The organism is Streptomyces sp. NPDC001828, from assembly GCF_042892175.1.
In the GTDB taxonomy this organism is placed as follows: Bacteria; Actinomycetota; Actinomycetes; order Streptomycetales; family Streptomycetaceae; genus Streptomyces.
The window spans coordinates 102,678-121,532 of record NZ_JBIATV010000002.1 but is presented as its reverse complement, the minus strand read 5'-3'; the positions used below and the strand labels follow the sequence as shown (position 1 = coordinate 121,532).

Genomic DNA, 18,855 nt, shown 5'->3' with positions numbered 1-18,855 from the left:
CCGCGGACACAAGGCTCCGCTCCGACGGAAGTCGGTGCGGAAACCTCGAACGAAGAACAAGGACAAGCGCGCCCGGTCCCGCGCGCTTCAGACAGAGCGTGCACGCAAGCTGGGAGAACCCGAGCGCCATCTCGTCCACGAGGTACGCCCCCACGTACCCGCCCTGCTCGCGCGCGACGGCAACGCCGCGATCACCCGGGTGCAGCTGCGCGAAATCATCCGCAGCCAGGGCCTGACGGGGGTCGGCAACGACCGACTCGGGCTCGTCCTCCAGGAGCTGCGGAACGAGGACATCACCACGACGAGGAGCGCCGCCCGATGAAGACCTGCCACCAGTTCAACACCGTCCGCTCTGAGTACGAGCGAGAGATCGGCTTCATGCTCGCTCACTCGGAGCGGCACGCAGGCAGGCCGGCGGCGAAGTCCAGCGCGAAGCAGGCCGCCTCCGCGAAGCAGCGCATGGCCCGCGCTCTTAGCAGCCACGTCGGACGCTGCCCCGAGTGCGGATGAACCGGTAAACCAGCAGCTCACACCCCATACGCGTTGAGGTGGTCCGGCTCCGCGCCGGGCCACCACCCCGCTCTTCCAAGCCCACCGTCGCCGAGGTTGACGCCTCAGCGGACGTCCTGTGTCCGCCGACAGCTCCTGCCATGCCGCCGTCCGTACACCGGTCGGGCAGTGGCTCGTGCAGGACAGTGCCACGAACCGGTCCGCGTCATCGCGTCGGACCACGTGGTCTCGCTGGCCGAAACCATCCAGCAATGCACCCGCTCATTGAGGACCGAATTCCACTGATGAATGCACCCCAGAACGGCACCACCCCGGAACCTGCTCCCGAATCCAACTCGGTCTCAGGGCGAGCAAGTTATCGGCCAAGACACTCTTCCCCGTCGGGGAAGCGCGTCTTGGCCAGTCCCGCCCCGGGGGTGGCGGGAGCGGTCCAGCACCGGGGGGCGCTGGTCCACGAGGCGGCGACCGAGGGCGGATCGCAGCCGGATAAGCCCGAGCCCCGCCGCGAGCGCCGTGCCTCGAATACCGCTTCGCGCAAGCGCTCGCCGAAGCACAATCCCGACAAGCGCTCCTACGTGTGCAGCGTCCGCCTCAACGACACCGAGAAACAGATGCTCGTCGACGCTGCCGCTGCCGCCCGTACAAGCCTCCCCGCCTTCCTCGCCCGTGCCGCCCTCGCCGCCGCCCGCGACCCTGAATCTGCCGCCGGGGCGATCGCCGGCGAACGCGAGCTGATCTCAGAGATTTTCGCCGCACGCCGGCACCTCGGGCACGTCGGCAACAACCTCAACCAGCTTGCCCGTGCCGTTAACTCGGGCGACCGTCCCGCGGACGCTCAGCTCGACGCTGCGCTGAACGCCGTCCGCCGGGCGACCGAGCGAGTCCAGGCCGCCACCGACAAGCTCCTCGAAAGCCGCTAGGAACATGGTCCCGAAAATCCACAAGCGCGGGAAGCGCACCATCGGCCTGCTCTACTACCTGTACGGGCCGGGCAAGGCCGAAGAGCACGTCGACCCGCACCTCGTGGCGTCCTGGGACCACTGCGCCCCCGACCCCGGCCGCGATGCAGAGGTCACGTACAAGGAACTCCAGCAACTCCTCGACCAGCCTCTCGCCCTCCTCACCGACCGCCAGCGGGCGAAGCCTCACGTGTGGCATTTGTCCGTGCGCAACGGCCCCGCGGACCGGATCCTGTCCGACGAAGAGTGGGGCGACGTCGCCCGGCGCATGGTCGCCGCCGCTGGCGTCGACGCCCCCGAACAGGGAGCGGGCTGCCGCTGGGTGGCCGTCCGGCACGATGCCGATCACATCCACATCCTCGCCACCCTCGCACGAGAGGACGGCTACCGGCCCGACCTCGACCTCGACGCCGTCCGCGTCCAGGCCGAGGCCCGCCTCCTGGAACAGGAACTCGGACTGCGCCGCCTCAAGCCCGGTGACGGCACCGGCGCCCAGCGCCCCACCAGTGCCGAGCGGCACAAGGCCGAGCGCCAGGGCCGCGAGCGGACCGCCCGCGAGGAACTGCGCGAGAGCGTCCGGCGGGCCGTGGCCGGCGCAAGGGACGAGAACGAGTTCTTCGACCGGCTCGCTGCCGCTGGCCTCCTGATCCGCAAGCGCACCGCACCGTCCGGCGACCTCCTCGGCTACAAGGTCGCGCTGCCCGACGACCTGAACAAGGACGGCAAGCCAATCTTCTTCCCCGGCGCTCGCCTGGCTGCCGACCTGTCGCTGCCTCGCATCCGTGAGCGCTGGTCCGCCGACGACCCGGCCACCTCCCAGGACGAGGCGATCCGCACGGGGCCGGGCGATCCGGCCGCCGCACGCCGTGGAACGGCCTCGGCCGCGTGGCAGGCCGTGCTCATCGTCGAACACGGCGAGGACGCAGTCGCCGCCGCTCAAATCGCTGCCGCGGGTGAGGTCCTGGACGCCCTCGCGAAAACGTCCGCCGCCCACACCCGTCGCGAACTACGGGACGCTGCAACGGCGTTCGAGCGAGCCAGCCGATCCCACGTCCGTGCTGTCCGAGGGCACGATCGCGCCCTGCGGCAGGCTGCCCGCGACCTCGTCCAAGGCGGCCCAGCCCTCGGCCGCGGCGAGGACGGAGCGACCACGGCGATGGCGATCGACATGCTGTTCTTCCTAATCACCGCCGTGGCCCACTGGCATGCCAAGAAGGGCCATGCCCAACAGGCCGAGGCCGCTACCCGGGCCGCCGAGTACCTGCGCGCCGCGTACCAGACCGCCGCCGCCCAGCCGCTCGGCGTGCTCTACCAGCGCGGCCGACGTCTGAGCCGGTCTGCGCTCGTGCGGCAGACGGTGCTGCTGCGTGAAACGCTGCCGAGCCTGGCCGAGCAAATCCTGGCCGAGCCAGGCTGGCATGCCCTGGCCGCGACCATCGCGGAAGCCGAAGCCGCAGGCCACGACCCAACCGCGCTCCTCTCCGACACCGTGGAAAGCCGGGAACTCGCCACCGCGGACTCCGTCAGTGACGTCCTGGTGTGGCGACTGCGACGGCGAGCAGATCTGCCAGCCGACGCTACTGGGATACCGGAAGACCCCACGGTGAAGAATCCGGCGACCGCACGCCCGTCGGCGGCCCGAACCAACGTCCCTTGGCGTCGCTTCGGAGAAGAGGCACCTGGCCACACGCGATGAGCCCTTACCGCCGGCGGGGCTGCGCCCGTACGTCAGAGGAACTCGTGGACGCCGCGCACTCTCGTACGCAGCTTCGCCTGGGTGGCTCGGCTGTCCAGGCGGACGTCGAGTGCGCCGCAGAGCGAGGTATCGGCGCGACGCCCCTGTGGCAGTCGGGAAGCATCGAGCCCGTCCCGCTGAGCGATCAGTACACCCAGGCCATGACGACTCACGGCGTCGGCACCCGCAAGATGGTGTACGCCGCGCGCGTCGGTGAAGGCCAGCTCCAGTAGGGCAGCGGCGAGGTCCCCGACGTGCACGGGGCATCGGACATCATCGGTGAACAGGGCTCCAGTTCGGGATCCGGTTGCAAGTTCGTGGACCAGGCGTACGTGTTCGGACTGAATGCCGCCGATGATCAGAGAGGTACGGGCGATTACGGCGTCCGGAGTCAGAAGTCCGATGCCGGTCTCCGCCGCCGCCTTCGCTGCCCCGTACGGCGTGACGGGGTCGGGGAGACAGGACTCGTCGTACTGGACTCGCCTGCCGGAGAACACGGCGTCGCTGCTCACGTGCACGAGACGGCAGCCATACTTCGCCGCGGTCATCGCCAGGCGGACCGAGCCTTCTGCCGTGACAACCCAATTGGCGCTTCCGCTGCTCGCGTTGATGACCACGCAGGGGGCGAGCGAGGCAACGACCTCTTCGACACGGCCGCCGTCCCGCAAGTCCACTTCGTGCCACGTGGCCTCCGGCCCCTCGCACGGCCTGGTCGCGAAGGTCGCAGCGACACGATGTCCAGCAGCAGCTGCCTGGCAGACCAACTCGGTGCCCAGGAACCCGCTGCCTCCGACAACAAGGATCGTCATGGCATGCCACCGTAGACGACCCCTATCTCGCTCGGAGGGCATCGCCCCCGAGCACCGCTCACCAAGGACGCGAGGAGATGCCCTGTGACCTGCCGAAAGTCACTGTGAACTTTGTGAATTGAAACCGCGCGAGGTGTGGGGCACGATCATGAAGCGAGTTAGAAGAGGCAAAGGGAGGACGCCAGGGTGTTTCACCGAATACGCCGCAAGGCCAAGGGGCCTAGCGAGGAGCAGCGCCAGTTCGCCGAGGTGTTCGCGCGGATGCAGAACCAGGTCCCGCCGGGCATCGGGGTGCCGCGCGCTTCGCATGAGCCCACCGAGCCGGTCGCCGTCGTCGACGACTTCCTCCCGCCGGAGCTGCGCGTACCGAGCCACGACCAGCTCGACGGCAAGATGATGCCGTGGAAGCAGCCCCTCGTCCTCGACGGCGAGATGGCCGCCTGCGCCGAGTGCGGGGCGTACAGGGACTGGCTCATCCTCTCCACCCGCGACCAGATCTGGCTGCGCTGCCGGGTAGGACACCAGCAGGAGGAAACCCGCCTCGACACCGCCTGGTTCAACCGGCATGCCGGGCCGGCGGACGCGACGCACGCCACGTTCGAGGACTGCCTGCGCCACCTCGGGCACTGACCCCCACTCCTCCAACCCCACCGGGCCTGCGGCCCGCACTGACCACCCTTCGCCTAACACCAAGGGGTCAGTTCCGTCATGCGCGTTCGCGTCACCACCACCGCCCTCGGCATCACCGCCGCCCTCCTGGCCGTGCCTGCCTGCTCCACCGACACGGTCGGCAACAAGCCCGACACCACGTCCTCCGCCCGTACCGGCAAGTCGGCCAACGCCGCCCAGACAGCTGCTCCGCTCGCGTCGGCGACGCTGGAGACCCGCCTGCTCGACCCGAGCGACCTCGGCAGCGGCTACCTGCGCAAGCAGGAGCGCCCCACTCAGCATGACGACGTCGACGTCATCGGCTGCCCCGCCCTGAGCGAGCTGGGCGGCGACGCGGCGACTGGCGGCACGCTCACCTTCCCGCACAAGGCGAAGGCCGCGTTCACCTATGGCGGCAGCAGCTCCGAGGTCGCCGAGGAGCTGTACAGCGCCAGTGCGAACAAGCTGTCGGATGGCATCGGCCGGATCTTCGACGCCATGACGGGATGCCCCACGTATCAGGTCGTCTCGGGTGGCACTCCGATCGACATGGCCTCGCAGAAGCTGCCCGCGCCCCGCGGCCTCGGCGACGAGCAGTGGAGCCAGCTCTTGACCTTCTCCACCGCAGGACGGAGCACCGTGGTCAAGCAGACCGCGATCCGCAAGGGCAGTCTGCTAGTGATCGTCTCCGGCTCCCCGGCACTTGTAGACCGCCACCTCGACAAGGCCCTCGCCAAGGCCACGACAACGAGCTAGCCCTTCCGCCCGTCCAGTTGCTGCCCCCGACCATCATGGTCGGGGGCAGCAGCGTGTTACTGGCCGACCCGCTGAGCGGCGCGAGATGCTGGGCCATGCATCCAGGCCCCGGCAGCCCGGGAAGCAAGAAGCCCGGCGCCCTCCAACGGGGAGGGGCCGGGCTGCGGGCGTTGGGAGTTGAACGCGGGACGTTAGATGGCTGGCGCGCGCAGGAGTCGCTCCCGGGTGGCCTCGGGCAGCACTCGGCGCAGGACCGGTGCGGTCGAGCTGAGGGAGGTGGCGAAGGCGGCTACGAGGTCGTGCGGGACGCTCGCCCCGAAGGAGGCTGCCCACAGGCAGGGGGCTGCGAGCGTGGGCTCGGCCCATGCCTGCCATCCGACGGGTCCCGCCTCGTCGGCCTCGGTGGTCAGGGCGCGCGGGTCGGCGTCCTGGATGAGGGGCGGCACCTCGCCGAGGCTGATGTGCGAGGTGAACGTCGGGTCCGTGGCCGCCGCCTGGGGCTGGTCGATGTCGCGGAGCCAGCCATGTGCGGCGACGGCGTCGAGGACCAGCTCAGGGCCAGCGAGCGGCTCGGCGGGTCGGTCGCGGGCGTCGAGCGCGACGAGGAAGTCGGTCACGGCCTCGCCGGGGACGTCGGTGGTGAAGTAGGACGACCACGACGCGAGTGGGCTGCTCGTGTCCGTTCGGGCCGAGATCTGCCAGGCGATCGGCAGGTCGCCCAGGTGGAACGGCTCGTCCGCCAGACTCCACTGCGCCCAGCGCAGGGCGTCGGGGCTGATGTGCAGGACGGTGCTGCGCAGGACCTGGCGGTCCTCGGGTGCTTCATCCGGCTCGTGCCGTCCGCGGACGATCGTCAGGCTCGTCCAGCCCAGGCCGAAAAGCGTGTCGGCGACGGCGTCGTAGAGCCGCCCATCGTCGCCGGCCAGATGCCGGGGCCCGACCCAGAACGCAGGCTGGCCGCCGCGCGAAGTGGACGAGTCGAGCGGGAAATCGGGGTACAGGGGCGCCTCCAAGGGCTCGGTGCGGGTCTAGTTGCCGCCGGCGCGGCGGCGGGGGCGTCGCGGAGGTGCCTGGACGGGGCCCTGCCACGTCAGGGCGACAGCGACCTCGGGCGGCAGATGGCCGAGCTGTGTGTCCTCGTCCCGCCCTTCGGCGAGGTAGACGACGGTCCGGCCGGTCTCGTCCACCGACTGCACGACCTGCGCAAGGCGGTGTGCCATCGGGAAGAAGGGGTTCATGGCCTGGCGGACCGGAGCACTCCGGTCGCAGCCGGACAGCAGGTCGATGAGATCACCGACGGTCATCTCCGGGGATGTCACGGACAGCCTCCTGGGGGCGTGGGGAAATGGCGAGCGATGGCACGGAAAGACGACCGACAGCAGGCCAGCACTCGTAGTGAGAGCGCCGGTGGGCTCTGCACGGTCATACGCGGCGTGAGGTCTCCAGCACGCGCGCAACGGCGGCGGCGACGATGTCGGCCGGCGTCTCGGTGTCGAACGACATGCGGTAGCCAGGCACCTTGGCCGTGCCGGTGACGGCGATCGACCATCCCTCGCCATCCGTGCCGGGACGGCCATTCGGGAACCAGCCAAGGTAGAACCGACCGTCCTTCGAGCTAACGTGCACGTCCGCGCGGTCGTCCACGATCAAGTGGAAGTCGTCCGCTGCGAACTGGTCCGTCACGAGCATGGGCCGCCCCGGACCGAGCTGCCATTCGCGCAGCCGCAGAGCTTCGATGGTGGTGGAGAAACCAGAGCCGGCGGGCGCTACGGTCACAGGCAATCACCTCTCTGACCTGGGGTTTCCTGCAAGGTCGTCTACGTTGACATGCCCTCGCCCGCGTTGGCCAGTCCTTCCGCGGTCTTTCCTGTCTGCCCGCGGCGAACTGCCGTTCGTTGCCAAACGCCGTGATTGCTCGACGACGGACAGATCTGCACACCACCGCCCATGCGTCGGTCCCTGCAGCCCCGGGCTCGGGTCCGCCAGCAGCCGCACCTTGGCCGATCGTCCACGGATCTCCGCCTGACGCCGCAGCCGTGGCCGGACACATTGGCCGACGCCTGGCAACGGCCAGGGGGTCCAGATGCGGTGGGCCGACCGGATCGCCGAGTGCCGTCATCATTGCTTAATTGGCTTTACGGCTGTGCGATGAGGCCCCGAGCGAGGCGTGCAAGGCATCCCCGCGCGCGCCGGGAGGGTCGCCTCGACCTGCCGAGCTTGGAATTAACGGCAAGAAGCGTGGAACATCCCCGCGCGTACGGGTAGCGCGCTAGAGTGCTTGGGGCGGTGACCCTAATAATTTGACGCATGCCTGGTCATTGAACGGCTGGCGTCGAGTTCATAGTTTGCCGCCAATGAGAAGGCGGGATCACGCCCGCACAGGCGTGACCCCGCCAAGGTCGGGTTCGCGAGACCCGGCCGACTGGCCGCGTATGCGGTCAGCTAAGGGTGGCCGGGGGCCAGCTACAGGCCGTGTCGCCTCCTCCAGTCGCTGAGCCAGTCGGCAACAGCTCGACCGGCCAGCGCTGACAGGAAGGTGATGAAGACCTTTGCTGGCCCCTTCCCCTTGTCGCGAGACTCCCCGTCTTTCATGTGTGCCTCCAATGCACCAATGGAAGTGGCGTGGCCACGAACTCATCTGCTGACGCTTGGAGTTGCACGCGCCGGACGGGCCGACATCGCAGAAGCGACGATATGCCTTGCGGTCGAGGCGGAGGGCCGCCTTCCCGATAAGTCTGGTATCCCCCGCCTTCCACCGTATGGAATCAAAAATCCCCTCGGATAGCGCGCTCCGTGCGCCGCAACGCGCGTGCAGCGCGCAATGGAAATCCGAGGCAGCCTCCCAAGCTCCGAATCTTCACAAGCGGATGAGGCCCGTTCGCCGTTACCGGTGTGCAGGTTCCCGGCACACTCCTCCGCGACTGGCTGCGCTGGGACGTCATCCCTGGCGTGGAACAGTGGCCGGCGCCGGACGGCACCCCGTGCATCGCGCGGTGGGGGCGCTGTTCACGGCCGACGCCGAGCGGGCCAAGGAAGTGGCCTCCGGCGCGTACTGGGCAATCGAGGAGCTGGAAGGGCCCTGGCGCGACATTCAGATGTCGACGGCCTGGTTCCACCGACTGCACACCTACAAGATCGTCTACGCGCGACTCGCGGACGTGGCGCCACTGCTGGGGCTTACCCTGCCGATCCCAATACGCGAACCCGCCGACTATCTCAACGTGCCAGACCTGGTTGTTGAACCGGCCACCTAGTCGGCCCCGCACGCGCGTGAAGGCCCCCGGAATCGGATTCCGGGGGCCTTCACGGTGTTGTGGGTGGTTAGTTCTCGTCGGTGGTGTCGCCTGTACGGCGTCGGCGGGCTACGGCCAGGGCGCCTCCGCCGACGACGATCAGGAGGCCGGCACCGCCGAGCAGCCACGGGGTGGCGTCGGAGCCGGTGTGTGCGAGCGAGCCCGCAGGGGCGGGCGCCGCGGTGTTCGACGCGGTCTCGTCGGCGGTCGGTGTATCCGAGGCGGACGGCTCCGAGACATCCTCGTCCTTGCCGGGCTTGTCCGGGGTCGGCCGGTCGCTCGGCTTGCCAGTGGGCTTTTCGGTCGGCCTTTCGGTCGGCTTCTCCGTCGGCTGCGGGGTCGTGGCGGCCTTGGCGTTGGTGGTGGTCACCGTCACCGGATCGCCCGGCTTGGCCTTGAACGTCTTCGAGGGCTTGTACATCTCGTATCCCTCGGGCGCCTTCACCTGCTTGACCCAGAAGTCGCTGCCGGTACGCGAGTTGACGGGCAGCTTTCCACTGGCCGTTCCGTCGGAGCCGGTGGTCAGCGTCAGGATTGTCTTGTCGCCAGTGCCAATGTTGACCGTCGATCCGGGCAGCAGCTTTCCGCTCTTGTCGTCCTTGGCCTTCAGCAGGACTGAGGCGTCCTTGAACGGATCGACGATCGTGAGTGGTGTATCAACGCCAGGGGTAACGATCACGTCCTGGTCGGCGACCGTGTCGTGCAGAGGGCTGCCGCTGGTGACCTCCTTGAGACGGTAGACCCCTGGCGTGAGGTCTTTGAAGGCGAGTTCTCCCTGGGCGTCGGTCTTGCCCTTCGCGGATTCCTTGCCCGCGGAGTCGAACAGGGCGAAGACCGCTCCGGCGAGCACGTCGCCTCCGGGGTCCTTCTTCAGGATGGCAACGCCGCCGGTCTCCGCCTCGGCTGTGTTGCGCGGAGTCGAGGACGAGGACGGTGTGGGCTCGGTGCTGTGGGCCGATGCGGTCGATGTCCAGGACAGGCTGCCGGTCACCGCAGCAGCGACGGCTACAGCGGCAGTGAGGGTACGAGCGGAACGGACGCGCAAGAAGGGACTCTCCAAGGGATACAGGCGGAATAGGTGTAGGTGGCGGCACGGGGGTTCAGCGGGTGCGGGCGCCGCTGCGGGTGACCGGCGGGACGCCTGCACTGAGCACGGTGCGCCCTGCCGGGCGGGCGGGTGCTGACGCGGTCCAAGCCCCGGGGAACCAGACGGCGGTGTACTGCTCGATGGCGTCGCGTAGTCCGGTGGTGACCGCCCCGTCCCACGGCGGCCGTCCAGGGCGGTGGTATTTGTCGAAGGTGCCGTACTCCTTGGTGTTCGGTCGGGTGTTGGTGGCTTCGTCGCGGCGGTGGAAGGTTCCGTGATCCACGAAGCTGAGCGCCACCGCATCGATCTCACCGCGCTCCGGATGGACGGCCGCCACGCGCAGACCGCCGTATGTGTCCGCGTAGATGGTGCGGCTGAAGTCGATCCGCAGCCGCAACGGTGCGCCCGGGACGGGGACGGCGAAGTAGGTGTTGCCCACGACGGTGTGCTCGTGGAAGGGGAGGCACAGTTCGGCGAAAAACTCGGGGGCCTGTGGGGACAAGTGGTGTCTCCGGTCGGGTTCGGGCTGGTCCTACCGGCGTGGGCCAGGCAAGGCCGGGCGGCTGGCGGTGCTCCAGCGCGGGACGCTGGCTGCGGGAAGCGCGGTCGGGCGGCGCGACGCGACGGCCCGCTGGACATCGAGCGGCGTGGGGGCAGGCGGCCCAGGCGGGAGGATCGGGGTGAGCTGAGCCATGCCCTTGACGTAGCTGAAGGTGTCCTGGCGCCAGCGGGGCAGCGGAGCTGAATCGGCGACGCACTCGGTGACGGCAGTGAGCAGCGCGACGGGTGTGTCGGTGCTGGCCGTGGCGTACCAGACGGGCCGGTCGATGGACTTTCCCGCCCACAGCTGCCAGCGGGCGTCCCGCGTCGTCAGCTCAGCTTCCGGGTCGAGGTCGCCGGTGGTGAACTCCATGCCGGCGAGCCCGTCCGGGGCCTCGATCGCGAAGACGCCCCAGCGCGGGCGGTCGATCTCCCAGCCCTGCTTCAGGAGCGGGACGACCGCGAGGAAGGGATCGTGCTCGTCGGTCCCGGAGACCGGCTGGGCGAGGTAAACGTCCGGCCCCTGCTCGTAGGCCCTAGCGAGCACGGTGGTGAACGCCTGGACGAACTCGGTAGGGACACGGTCGTTGAAACACACGCCCCAGGCGGGCGGGCCGAACGAGTCCTTGTAGGCGTTGACGCGCCAGAGCCCGTCGTCCTCCCCCTCCGGCAAGTAGCCCAGGCGCACGCGTCGATCGGGAGCGCTCACGTACACGTTGGAGTCCTCGTCGTACTGGAGGTCCCAGCCGAGGTCGAGCAGCGGTGCGAGGGCGGGGTCACCGGTTCCGGTGGTGGAGGCGAGATGGCGCGGGGAGACATAGACATCACCGTCAATCTCGAGGCGCGGATCGGATTGCTGACTCATCGGTCCGCCCTCGTAACGACGGTGATCTCGTCGGCGGCGATGTCGAGGCGTTCGGTGACCTCTGCGGTGTTGTGGCCGGTGACGATGTAGAACCCGGCCCGGGCGGTGAACAGGTCGCCGTCGGGCGGCAGGAGGAGCTGTTCACCGGCCTCGCGGATCCACTGCACCTGCCGAAGCCACGGGGTGTGGGCGGCGAAGGGGTGGTTGATGTGCCGTGCGGTGAGGGTGCCCGAGACGGTGGGGTAGAGCATGCGGATGCCTGCGGCTGCGCTGCGGGTCGGGGTGAGGTCCGGTGTCCGGCCGCAGGCGAGGTCGGCGGCGGCCGTGGGCAGGTCGATGCCAGTGGCGAGGCGGACAAGGTGGCCGATCATGTCGCCGCCTATGCGTGCGTTGACCTCAATCAGCCGGGGCCGGCCATCTACCAGGCGCAGCTCGACGTGCTGCACGCCGTCGGTGACTCCCAGGGCCTTGACCGCGACAGCGGCGGCTGGGGCGACCCGGGCCAGGAGCGGGTCGTTGGCATCGACGGTGTGGCCGGTCTCGTCGAAGTACGGGGCGGGGCCCAAGTGCTTGCGGGTCACGGCGACCGCGGTGGTCGCGCCGCGGTGGGTGATGCATTCGACCGACACCTCCGGCCCGTCGAGGTACTCCTCGACCAGGACGCCGGTGTCCTCGCGGCTGCGGCTCGCGCCGGCCGAGGCGAACGTGAATGCGGCGGGCAGTTCCTCGGGGTGGTCAACGCGGATCACGCCGATGCTGCCCGCGAACGCGGTGGGCTTGAGGACGGCGGGGTAGCCCAGGGTCATCGTGGCAAGTCCGGCCTCCAGCAGGGTCCGTGCCTTCATCGAGGCCGCAGACGGCACCCCGTGGCGGGCGAACAGCGTACGGGCGGTGGCTTTGTTGCGGCAGGCCCTCATCGCCTCGACAGGCGTCGAGGGCAGACCGAGCGCGCGAGCGAGGCGGGCGGTGGGGACAAGGTGCCACTCGTCCCAGGTGACCACGCCGGCCAGGTCGTGGCGCTCGGCCAGCGCCCGGCCGCCGGCAAGCAGTGCGGTGGGGTCGCTCAGGTCGACGACGGCGTGGTCGATGATGAGCGGCTTCTCCCATGTCGGTTCGGCGCCGGTGAGCAGGACCACGTCGTATGCGGTGGCCACCTGCTCAAGGCAGTAGCCGCGATAGGTCTCGTCTCCGGGAGAAACGACGAGAACCAGGGGGCGAGCAGGCAAGGAAGGGGCGCTCCGTTTCGGTGGACGGCAGGAGGAGAGAGCAGGGGTGACTCAGGCGGCGCGGCGGCGGCGCAGCTCGAACGCGCCCGCCCAGTGGGGATGGTCATCGAGGAGGCGGCGGGTGTAGAGGGCGGTGTAGTTGTTGTTCAACCCGGCTATGCCGTAGGGGAGTTGGCGACGCAGGTCTTCGAAGAGATCCTTCATACTGACCCGCGTGGCGCCGGTGGCCAGGCGGCGTGCGGTCATGCGTTCCAGCGCGCGGTAGACGTGGGGGTTGTGCGCGTCAAAGGCAAGGAACTGCTCCGTGATGGTGCGACCGGTCGCGCGGTGCGATCCAAGGACGGCGGTGGGCATGAGGTTCTGTTCTCCACAGGCTGGGGCGCGACAGGGTCAGGCGCGCAGGGCGGGATCGGTGCGCAGGCGGGCGAAGGCGCAGAACAGGCCGAGGGCCTGCAGGGCGGCGCACGCGGTGATGACGTGGCCCAGTGCGTCGGGCGAGGTGAGTGCGGTGAGCACGCCGGCGACGGGGAAGGGCAGCAGGAGGATGAGGATGGTCGCCGACAAGGTGCTGCCGAATCGGTCCGGGGGGATCAGGCGGGAGCGCAGGGTGCGAAGGACGACCGTCATGCCGCCTTCGCCTGCCATGAGGACCGCGACCAGGACCAGGTAGGAGCGGTAGTCGGGGGCCTGGGCTGCGGCGAGGCAGCCGAGCGAGGCGAGGGCGGCGCAAACGGCGCCAACCGGCCACAGGCCCAGGCGGTCGAGTGCGAACCGGCAGATGGTGACGGCCAGGAGGGTGGCCGCCGCGGCGGCGGACCAGACCAGGCCGACGGCGGTGGTGGACTGCCCGAAGTGCTGGACGACGATCACGGGGCCGGCCGCCTGGAGGAGGCCGGTGGCCAGGTTGGACAGGGTCAGCCCGGTCACGAGCCAGCCGAGCGCGGGAAGTGAGCGGATGGTGCGCCAGCCGATGAGGAGTCCGGCGCTGGAGTGCCCCTTAGGTGCGCGGGCGGGGGCGACGGGCGAAGGGGGTGTGCGTAGGGCGAGCAGAGCGGCGAGCAGCGAGAGCCCGGTGATCAGCGCGAGCATCTGCGGTGGCCCGGCGAGCAGAAGTACCCCAGCGAGCGCCGGGCCGGCCAGGGTCGCGGTCTGGTCGATGCCGAGGAGGACGGCTTGGACACGGTGGGCCCGCGGCCCTGCTCGACGGCCGGCGGCGGCGCCCGCGGTCTCGGCTGCGATGTAACTGAACTCGGTGAGCACGCCGGTCGTCGCCGCGAGCACCATGACGGTCACGCTCGCGACGGTGCCGGACGAGTGGAGGTGGAGCAGGAGCGCGCCGGTGGCGAGGGCCAGCGCGCGTCCGAGGGAGGCGAGGTGGAAGACGACGGCTGCCCCGCGCCGGTCGACGATCGATCCGGCCCAGCCGAACGCTGCCAGACGCGGGATCCACTCCAGGGCGAACGCAGCTCCCGTCAGTGCGGCGGAGTTCGTGATCGCCAGGACCAGCAGGGGTATGCCGTAGGTGGACATCGCGAACGCGAGAGCGTCGGCCGTGCGCGGCAGGTAGATGCTGCGTATGAGCCCGGCAGGGTGGCGTGCGTGCCGGGGTGCAACTGCTGTGCTCACGTGACCGGCGCGGGCTCGAAGACACGGGTGACCTGGGGGTTGCTGGCGAGCCACTGGAGCAGCAGAGCGCGGGGACGGGCGAGGCCCGCCTCGGCTTCGTCACTGGGCAGGCCCGCGGTGGAACGCGGCGAGAGGCCGTCGGCGCGCTCGGGCGTGAGCGAAGGCGCCAGGAGGTCTAGTACGTGGCGGATGCGACTGCTGAACTCACTGACCCGAGCCGGGTAGGCGTGGCGTCGGGCCCAACGCGCCGTCGCGTCGTACAGGTCAGCCAACTCCTCTCCGGCGTGGGTGAGTTCCAGACCGGAGCCGGGTGCGGTTCGGACGAGCCCGTGGCTGCGGGCTGCTTCGGCAGCGCGGTGCAGCTGGTGCGAGGAGAGGTCGGGGAGGGTGCCGGCCAGGCGTCGCGGCGGTATCGCCCCGTTGTCGTCGATCTCGGTGACCAGGCGGATCAAAGAGCGCGAGGCGAGCAGTTCGACGGCGGTGAGTACTTCTGCTGAGGTGAAGGGGGTGGTCATCGGCGCGGGCCTCCCGCCGGGATGGCCGCCTTGGGGCCGGCGGACGTGGCGTGAGAGAAGAGATCGCGGTTGTGCCACACCGGGGAGGGTTCGCCCCTCCGGGCCTGCGGGAGGGCGGCAGAGGCTGGCCGGGCCTGGCTGCTTGCCCACGGCTTGGGCGCGGGCCGCGCCTGCGGGTGCCCCCAGACCGGGTGCTGGTCTGCCTGGCTGATGGGCTGCCCGGCGGACCACGCCGACAGGGCGCCGAGCACGGGGCCCAGGCCCTCGCCCGCCGCGGACAGCCGGTAGGGCCGGCCGGTGCCCTCGGTGTCGACCAGGCCGTCGGTGACGAGTTGGCGAAGCGGCGGGTAGACGTTGGTCCAGTCGCTGCTGGGCATCACGATCCGGGCCAGGGCCCTCCCGCTGACTTCCTGACGGGACTTGAGCACCCACAGAATGGCGGCGGCGTGCCGCCGGGTGAGCAGCGTGAGGCTGTCCTCGATCTGCTCGATCGCGGGCAGGGGGCGGTCCGCCGTCTCCAGGTGCTGCTCAGCCCAGGTGACGATCATCGGCAGGACTGGCAGCAGAGTGCCACCGCGCTCGGTGTGGCCGTAGGTCACATGCCGGGCAGTGTGTTCGGTCCGCTCGACGAGGCCGGCGTCGCACAGTGCCTTGAGCTTGGGGTGGAGCTGGCCGTTCTGCAGCCAGGACACCTTGGCCGCCAGCTCGCTGTACCGCAGCGGCGGGCCGGAGAGCGCCAGCAGAATCCTCACGTTCCAGCGCGGGGTGATCATGGCAAGGGCCTCGGTGACCCGGGCGATGTCGGCTTCGGTGTCAGGGGGCAGAGCGGTGATGGCCAAGGGAGGAACTCCTGGGTGAGTAAGGGAAACCGCCGACGGGATCAGCGACTGGGCGCCGTGCTCTGAGCCGGAAGGGGCGGAGCCGGAACGGGCAGTGAAGGTGCCGGCGGGGACGGCGCGGGGGCCGGGACACGGACCAGGCTCTGTAGAACGGCGGCGACCGACTTGGCCTGGACATCGCGCACGGCGACTGCCTCAGCGAGCCGGCGGGAGGCGTCGAGGAGATGGGAGACCTCGTGCCGGCCGATCTGTCGCTCTGGGTGGATGAGCTGGGCAAGGTGATCGCGCTGGGTGTCGATGCTGTGCTCGGCAAGGGCGAGGTCGTCGTGCATGCCGAGCAGGGCGGAGAGCAAGCCGGGCGGCTGGTCCTCTGCGTGGGCTGCGAGGTCGGCGAGCGGCGCTCCGTACAGGTCCTCGATCCGTCCGGCTATCTCGGTGGACGTGAGGTGGGACAAGCGAGGGCTTTCACGGTCGGCGGGCCCGGCCCGCCCCGGCACGCTGCGGTGCCGGGGAGGCGGAGGAGGGCAGGGCTTCGGTGGCCCTGACTCGTGCGGTGTGGACGGACCGGGCCTGCTGGTCGGGCGGAGGCACAGTGCACAGCAACTCTCGAAGGGCTGTGCGGTAGCCGTCGCGGGCGTCCAGCGCCGCCTCCAGCCAATGCGCGTCGAGGCGGAGCTTGTCCGCCGATAGCTCACCCATATCGCGGTCCGGATCCATTTCCGCTTGCACGTAGTCGCGGACCCGGGCGACCTGCTCCTCGATCAGAGCAAGGAAGGAGCGCAGTTCCAGCGCACGAGCGAGGGCGGTAGAGGCATCAGATCCGGCAGCCATCTCGTACAGCTCCAGGACCGGAATCCCGAAGACGAGCTGCAGGTCCCCATCCAGGGTGCTGGCCTTGAGCCGGCTCACCGGACGGGCCTTCCCGCCCGCCACGCCGACGCTGACGCGGGTGTCCCGGGCCGTTGGGGGATGCTGGTCTGCACCGCCGGCCCGGTTCGGGGGCGAAGGCGAGCTAGCCGTTCGGCGGCGAGGCCCTTCTTGCCCGGAGCGTCCGGGTCGAGGAGCCACCGCACGACCATGGCCCGGCCGTCGCGTGCTGTGACGGCCGCGTCCACTCGGCGGGCGAGGTCCATGGTCGGGTCGTCGACCTCGCTGGTCTGGGTTTCCAGCGCCGCGAGGAGGTCATCCTCCGCGCCGTCGAGCACGGACTGGGCCTGGACGAGAAGGCCGTGCCACTTGATGACGTCGGTGGCGTCGGGGTTCGCGGTCGGAGCGGTACCGACTGCGGCCTTCAACTGGTCCATGTCCATGGCGAAGCGCGCTTCGATCCGTTCGGTAAGTACGCCCACGACGTCCTCAACGTCATCGGATATGCCGTCGGACAAACGAGAAACTCCTGTTCTGGAAGGGCCGATGCTTCGGTAGATGCGAAAATCGGGCGGTACTCAGCGGCTCAGGCGCTTACGAGCACCTTCGAATTCCTGTCAGTCCAGGCACATACGGACGTCGCGGTACACGTAGGTGCCAGAAACCCACCCCTTGACACCGGTCGTCTTGTCCTTGATGTAGACCCAGTTGCCGCTCTTCTTGGACACGCTGAACTTGTGGCTCTTGTAGAGCACGCCGACGGCAGTGGACTTCGAACTGGCCTTGGACCGGATGGTCACGGCCTTGGCGTGTACGGCGTACGGCAAGTACGGCGACTGGTCGTAGCAGTCGCTTGCCGGGAGAACGGAGGCGGCGGCCGGTGCCGCGCTGGCGGTGGTGGCGGACAGCACGGGCAGCGTGAGTGCGCCGAGCATCGCCGCGGATATGGCAATTCGGGTGGAGCGCATGCGGAAGAGACCTCCGTGAAGGCATGGGGAATGCGTGGAAGGGCGCCGCGGGAGTTGTCCCGGCGGCTGTATAAGAGTCCGGAGAATCGCCGGTTTGGCTAACCGGCGATCGTCGGCTATGTTTCGCCGCCCGCGTCGCGCTGAGCGCTCAGCGCGCACGGCCGGCCGTGCGCGGCGCAGGGGCCTTCGCCACACCGGCCGGGCGGCTGGCTGCGGTTGCCGGGCGGACGGGCGGGAGAGGGCCGGCCTCACCGGCGAGCCGGTCGTTGCACCACTGAAGGGCCTCGCCCACCGTGTCGAAGCCGCCCTCGCGCAGGGTGTGCGTCCAGGACGCGGCGTCGGTCTCTTCGACCACGACCCGGAACGGCGACGGGACGCGCTCGTCCATGGCGCGCAGGGCCACGACGACGACCATGTCGTCGGGGTCGTCGCCGGTGTAGGAGTACCCCATGGCGTAGTGGTCGCCGTCGTCGGCGAGGCGTCGCTCCAACGCTCGCGTAGCCTCGTCTGCCGGCGGCGAGCCCAGCGCGGGGTCAAGGGCGATGGCGTCGCGGGGACAGCCGCGGTGAATGAGCCAGGACTGTGCCATCGCGGGCAGCGGTAGCGCAGCGTGCTCGAAGCTGAACGTGTGCTTCTCGTCGTCCCGTTGCAGAAGCACGGCGAGCACCTGGGGCATGCCGGGGTGTCCCCAGGTGGCGGTGCGGTCGAACAGGACGTAGTAGCTGTGCGGGCCGTTGTGGTGTTCGGCGAGCGGGACGAGCATGTCCTCGTGGACGCCGACCTTGCGGTAGAAGTCGAGGTACTTCTCCTCGTCGGCGTCGAGGTCGTCCAGATCGAAATCGACTTCAGGGATGGCCTTCCGGACCGGCTCCGGGGCGGTGGGAGACAACAAGGGGCCTTTCGGTGGAGTCAGCGCCGCTGCGCCGGGGTGGATGGCGATGTGCCAGCTCGGACCGGCACCTTCGGCGCCCGGATCGTGGGCATCCGTCGGCTTGCGAACAGCGCGGCGCGTCCGGCGTCGGTGAGTGCGACCGGCTGGCCGGCGTGCGCGGGGTGGTCGGTATCTCGGACAACCAGGCCCGCGTCTTCCAGCCGTCGCAGCTTGGCGTGAGGAATGCGGGAGCCGGAGGCGGCGGTGACGGACATCCGGCCGGTCAGCAAGTGTTCGTAGAGCTTGGCGCCGCCGGCGATGGCGAGCAGCGCCGCCTGGTCGTCCGTCGAGAGCGGCTTCGTCTTGCGAGCGGAGGCTGCCGCGGCAGCCTCGATGGGCTCCAGGGCGGCGAGCACCTCCTGGGCAGCGACATCCCGTGCGCTGGTGGCGTCTTCCAGCTGGTCCACGGTGCGGTCGATGCGTACGAATAGGGCGTCATCGACGTCGAACTCGCCGCTCGACAGACGGTTGAGGAGCCGGAGGTAGAAGGTGACGCCGGTCTGGGCCGTGGCCAACTTGCGCTGCTGGTCCACCAGGTGGGCATGTGCCTCGTCCAGGACGCCGAGGTCACGGTAGGCCCACAGGGTGTCGATGTCATGGCCGGTGACGGCTTCGAGGCGGTGGTCGAGCGGAGAGACCGCACGCCGGGCGAGTGCCGGCGTGGGTTCCTGAGGCATGGGC

General features: G+C 69.7%; 24 protein-coding genes and 1 pseudogene. 7 read left to right on the top strand and 18 right to left on the bottom strand.

Features of this window, described 5'->3' with window-relative positions; genetic code table 11:
• The 4 genes and pseudogenes from ACFYZA_RS07490 to ACFYZA_RS07475 all read left to right on the top strand — a co-directional run.
• Positions 1-322, top strand: a pseudogene (locus tag ACFYZA_RS07490) (hypothetical protein); the annotation flags it as partial.
• Entirely contained in the window at positions 319-510 is a 192-nt protein-coding gene (locus ACFYZA_RS07485; RefSeq protein WP_388488250.1) for a hypothetical protein, read from the top strand. The pseudogene ACFYZA_RS07490 and the gene ACFYZA_RS07485, both read left to right, overlap by 4 nt.
• 395 nt (positions 511-905) lie before the next feature.
• Positions 906-1,430, top strand: coding sequence for a plasmid mobilization protein (locus ACFYZA_RS07480; RefSeq protein WP_388488248.1), 525 nt, complete (start codon positions 906-908; stop codon positions 1,428-1,430).
• A 4-nt stretch (positions 1,431-1,434) separates the two neighbouring features.
• Positions 1,435-3,165, top strand: coding sequence for a mobilization protein (locus ACFYZA_RS07475; protein WP_388488245.1), 1,731 nt, complete (start codon positions 1,435-1,437; stop codon positions 3,163-3,165).
• Between the two features lie 32 nt (positions 3,166-3,197).
• On the opposite strand, the gene ACFYZA_RS07470 is transcribed toward ACFYZA_RS07475, so the two are convergent.
• A complete protein-coding gene (locus tag ACFYZA_RS07470; RefSeq protein WP_388488244.1) occupies positions 3,198-4,013 on the bottom strand; it encodes an SDR family oxidoreductase in 816 nt (271 codons plus the stop codon).
• Between the two features lie 186 nt (positions 4,014-4,199).
• Between ACFYZA_RS07470 and ACFYZA_RS07465 the strand changes: the two genes are divergently transcribed.
• Positions 4,200-4,643 (top strand): hypothetical protein, encoded by a 444-nt coding sequence (locus tag ACFYZA_RS07465; protein ID WP_388488241.1) that lies wholly within the window; start codon positions 4,200-4,202, stop codon positions 4,641-4,643.
• Between the two features lie 78 nt (positions 4,644-4,721).
• Complete coding sequence (locus tag ACFYZA_RS07460; RefSeq protein WP_388488239.1) at positions 4,722-5,417, top strand: hypothetical protein; 696 nt, start codon at positions 4,722-4,724, stop codon at positions 5,415-5,417.
• Positions 5,418-5,608: 191 nt separating this feature from the next.
• Here the strand turns inward: ACFYZA_RS07460 and ACFYZA_RS07455 are convergent, their stop codons facing one another.
• The 3 genes from ACFYZA_RS07455 to ACFYZA_RS07445 all read right to left on the bottom strand — a co-directional run bounded on the left by ACFYZA_RS07455 (position 5,609) and on the right by ACFYZA_RS07445 (position 7,193).
• Positions 5,609-6,430, bottom strand: coding sequence for a DUF317 domain-containing protein (locus ACFYZA_RS07455; protein WP_388488238.1), 822 nt, complete (start codon positions 6,428-6,430; stop codon positions 5,609-5,611).
• A 15-nt stretch (positions 6,431-6,445) separates the two neighbouring features.
• Positions 6,446-6,736, bottom strand: a complete 291-nt coding sequence (locus ACFYZA_RS07450; protein WP_388488236.1) for a hypothetical protein — start codon at positions 6,734-6,736, stop codon at positions 6,446-6,448.
• A gap of 103 nt (positions 6,737-6,839) precedes the next feature.
• On the bottom strand, positions 6,840-7,193 hold the full coding sequence (locus ACFYZA_RS07445) for a DUF317 domain-containing protein (RefSeq protein ID WP_388488234.1): 354 nt from the start codon (positions 7,191-7,193) through the stop codon (positions 6,840-6,842).
• A gap of 1,181 nt (positions 7,194-8,374) precedes the next feature.
• Here ACFYZA_RS07445 and ACFYZA_RS07440 point away from each other — a divergent pair.
• Positions 8,375-8,671 (top strand): hypothetical protein, encoded by a 297-nt coding sequence (locus tag ACFYZA_RS07440; RefSeq protein WP_388488232.1) that lies wholly within the window; start codon positions 8,375-8,377, stop codon positions 8,669-8,671.
• Positions 8,672-8,738: 67 nt separating this feature from the next.
• On the opposite strand, the gene ACFYZA_RS07435 is transcribed toward ACFYZA_RS07440, so the two are convergent.
• From ACFYZA_RS07435 to ACFYZA_RS07370, 14 genes are all read right to left on the bottom strand, one after another.
• Positions 8,739-9,755, bottom strand: coding sequence for a SpaA isopeptide-forming pilin-related protein (locus ACFYZA_RS07435; RefSeq protein ID WP_388488229.1), 1,017 nt, complete (start codon positions 9,753-9,755; stop codon positions 8,739-8,741).
• Positions 9,756-9,810: 55 nt separating this feature from the next.
• Positions 9,811-10,299: a hypothetical protein gene (locus tag ACFYZA_RS07430; protein WP_388488227.1), complete on the bottom strand. Its 489-nt coding sequence runs from the start codon at positions 10,297-10,299 to the stop codon at positions 9,811-9,813.
• 30 nt (positions 10,300-10,329) lie between these two features.
• Positions 10,330-11,202 carry a DUF317 domain-containing protein gene (locus tag ACFYZA_RS07425; RefSeq protein ID WP_388488224.1) on the bottom strand — a complete coding sequence of 291 codons (873 nt, stop codon included), beginning with the start codon at positions 11,200-11,202 and terminating at the stop codon, positions 10,330-10,332.
• The gene (locus tag ACFYZA_RS07420; protein ID WP_388488221.1) at positions 11,199-12,428 is read right to left on the bottom strand and encodes an acetyl-CoA carboxylase biotin carboxylase subunit family protein; all 1,230 of its coding nucleotides are present in this window, start codon (positions 12,426-12,428) and stop codon (positions 11,199-11,201) included. The genes ACFYZA_RS07425 and ACFYZA_RS07420 overlap by 4 nt, the downstream gene beginning before the upstream one ends.
• A 51-nt stretch (positions 12,429-12,479) precedes the next feature.
• Positions 12,480-12,782 (bottom strand): hypothetical protein, encoded by a 303-nt coding sequence (locus tag ACFYZA_RS07415; protein WP_388488220.1) that lies wholly within the window; start codon positions 12,780-12,782, stop codon positions 12,480-12,482.
• Positions 12,783-12,818: 36 nt separating this feature from the next.
• Positions 12,819-14,054, bottom strand: a complete 1,236-nt coding sequence (locus ACFYZA_RS07410) for an MFS transporter (protein ID WP_388488217.1) — start codon at positions 14,052-14,054, stop codon at positions 12,819-12,821.
• Entirely contained in the window at positions 14,051-14,569 is a 519-nt protein-coding gene (locus tag ACFYZA_RS07405; protein ID WP_388488214.1) for a regulator, read from the bottom strand. Before ACFYZA_RS07405 ends, ACFYZA_RS07410 begins: the two co-directional genes overlap by 4 nt.
• Positions 14,566-15,408 (bottom strand): winged helix-turn-helix transcriptional regulator, encoded by an 843-nt coding sequence (locus ACFYZA_RS07400; protein ID WP_388488212.1) that lies wholly within the window; start codon positions 15,406-15,408, stop codon positions 14,566-14,568. Before ACFYZA_RS07400 ends, ACFYZA_RS07405 begins: the two co-directional genes overlap by 4 nt.
• A 41-nt stretch (positions 15,409-15,449) precedes the next feature.
• The gene (locus tag ACFYZA_RS07395; protein ID WP_388488210.1) at positions 15,450-15,863 is read right to left on the bottom strand and encodes a hypothetical protein; all 414 of its coding nucleotides are present in this window, start codon (positions 15,861-15,863) and stop codon (positions 15,450-15,452) included.
• 10 nt (positions 15,864-15,873) lie between these two features.
• Complete coding sequence (locus ACFYZA_RS07390) at positions 15,874-16,317, bottom strand: hypothetical protein (protein WP_388488209.1); 444 nt, start codon at positions 16,315-16,317, stop codon at positions 15,874-15,876.
• Positions 16,314-16,793, bottom strand: a complete 480-nt coding sequence (locus ACFYZA_RS07385; protein ID WP_388488206.1) for a hypothetical protein — start codon at positions 16,791-16,793, stop codon at positions 16,314-16,316. The genes ACFYZA_RS07390 and ACFYZA_RS07385 overlap by 4 nt, the downstream gene beginning before the upstream one ends.
• A 99-nt stretch (positions 16,794-16,892) precedes the next feature.
• On the bottom strand, positions 16,893-17,243 hold the full coding sequence (locus ACFYZA_RS07380; RefSeq protein ID WP_388488204.1) for an SH3 domain-containing protein: 351 nt from the start codon (positions 17,241-17,243) through the stop codon (positions 16,893-16,895).
• A 148-nt stretch (positions 17,244-17,391) separates the two neighbouring features.
• Entirely contained in the window at positions 17,392-18,135 is a 744-nt protein-coding gene (locus ACFYZA_RS07375) for a hypothetical protein (protein WP_388488202.1), read from the bottom strand.
• 17 nt (positions 18,136-18,152) lie between these two features.
• Positions 18,153-18,851 carry a hypothetical protein gene (locus ACFYZA_RS07370; protein ID WP_388488199.1) on the bottom strand — a complete coding sequence of 233 codons (699 nt, stop codon included), beginning with the start codon at positions 18,849-18,851 and terminating at the stop codon, positions 18,153-18,155.
• Between the last annotated feature and the right edge of the window lie 4 nt (positions 18,852-18,855).